The sequence below is a fragment of the Vibrio sp. Y42_MX_L11 genome, from assembly GCF_024181785.1.
Lineage (GTDB): Bacteria > Pseudomonadota > Gammaproteobacteria > Enterobacterales > Vibrionaceae > Vibrio > Vibrio diabolicus.
Genome location: NZ_JAMZAP010000051.1, coordinates 1 through 1,345, shown reverse-complemented (window position 1 = coordinate 1,345; position 1,345 = coordinate 1). Strand labels below are relative to the sequence as shown.

The following is a 1,345-nucleotide window of genomic DNA, read 5'->3' as shown; positions in this document are numbered from 1 at the left end:
TACTATAAGGACTTCCTCCCGATGTCAATGGGTGCTCTGAACGCAATCACAATGAAGATTAAGATGCAGTACTATAAGCGGTCATACTGGAATATTCTGTTCCGGACCAAAATGAAAGACGCTCGCAAGAACCTCATACGCTAATCGGATATTTAACATCCTAACGTTTTCTCAGGCACCTCTTGCGGGGTCTTAACCCTTATCATATTTGCGTTGTCATCATTGGTGGTAAGAGATTTATTTAGGTTGAATAACAATTTTCGAATGATTCACCATAGTGAAGTATTGCCCAACAGTGTCGTGCATTTTTTGCAGCTAAAGCAATAGCGGCTCGCCAGTAACCACGGCGATCTTTGACATCACAGACCCACTTACTGAGCGGATCGTCTTTTCGTCCGGCGCTAGCCATCATTGAACGCGCCCCCTGCACAAGCAGACTACGAATATAGTTGTCACCAGCTTTAGTAATTCGCCCTAATTTTGGTTTCCCTCCGCTGCTGTATTGAGAAGGCGTTAAACCCAACCAGGCCGCCAATTGACGGCCATTACGAAACTCTTTTCCGTCAGAGATCGCTGATACTAGAGCACTGGCTGTCATAGGTCCAACCCCCTTTAGTTGCATCAATAGTCGGCATCGTTCATCTTGCTCTGCCGTCTCTTTAATCAGTCGGTCGAACTTTAAAAGCCTGCGCTCAATGTTGTCTATATGAAGAAATAATTCATCCATGCAAGTTGCGGCTAAGGTTGGAAGGTGAACCTTCATGCTCTCGAACTCGTTACGCAATCGCTCCGGTGATAAAGGAGCAATCACACCAAACTCAGCGAGCAAACCACGAATGCGGTTGCATACTGCCGTCCTTTCTTCATTTAGGCCCTGCCTAGCTCGGTGCAAACATTGAATCGATTGCTGCTCTTCTGACTTGATGCTAACAAATCGCATATGAGGACGTTGAACTGCTTCACAGATAGCTTGAGCATCAGCAGCATCATTTTTCCCTGCTTTGCCAGACAGTCGATAAGGAGAGACAAACTTAGGAGCGATGAGGCGAACTTCGTGGCCGACATTTTTGAATAGTCGGGCCCAAAAATGAGCGCTGCTACATGCTTCCATTCCAATCAGACACGGTGGCATATTGGCTACCGTTTCTAACAGCTTGGCCCGACTTACTTTGGGTTTGCATAAAATGGTATTGCCTTTGTGGTCAACACCATGCAATGCGAACACATTTTTTGCTAGGTCGATACCTAATACAGTCACAGCCATGTTGTTATCTCCGTATGAAATGGTGAATTTATCATCTCAGAACTAACGGCTGAGTGATAGGGAGGAAGTCCATTCCATACG

The 1,345-nt window shown here is 45.8% G+C and carries 1 protein-coding gene; it reads right to left on the bottom strand.

Annotated features, from left to right (window positions below):
• Positions 1 to 241: 241 nt before the first annotated feature.
• Entirely contained in the window at positions 242 to 1,264 is a 1,023-nt protein-coding gene (locus NL643_RS22720) for an IS110 family transposase (protein WP_102552417.1), read from the bottom strand.
• Positions 1,265 to 1,345 lie beyond the last annotated feature (81 nt).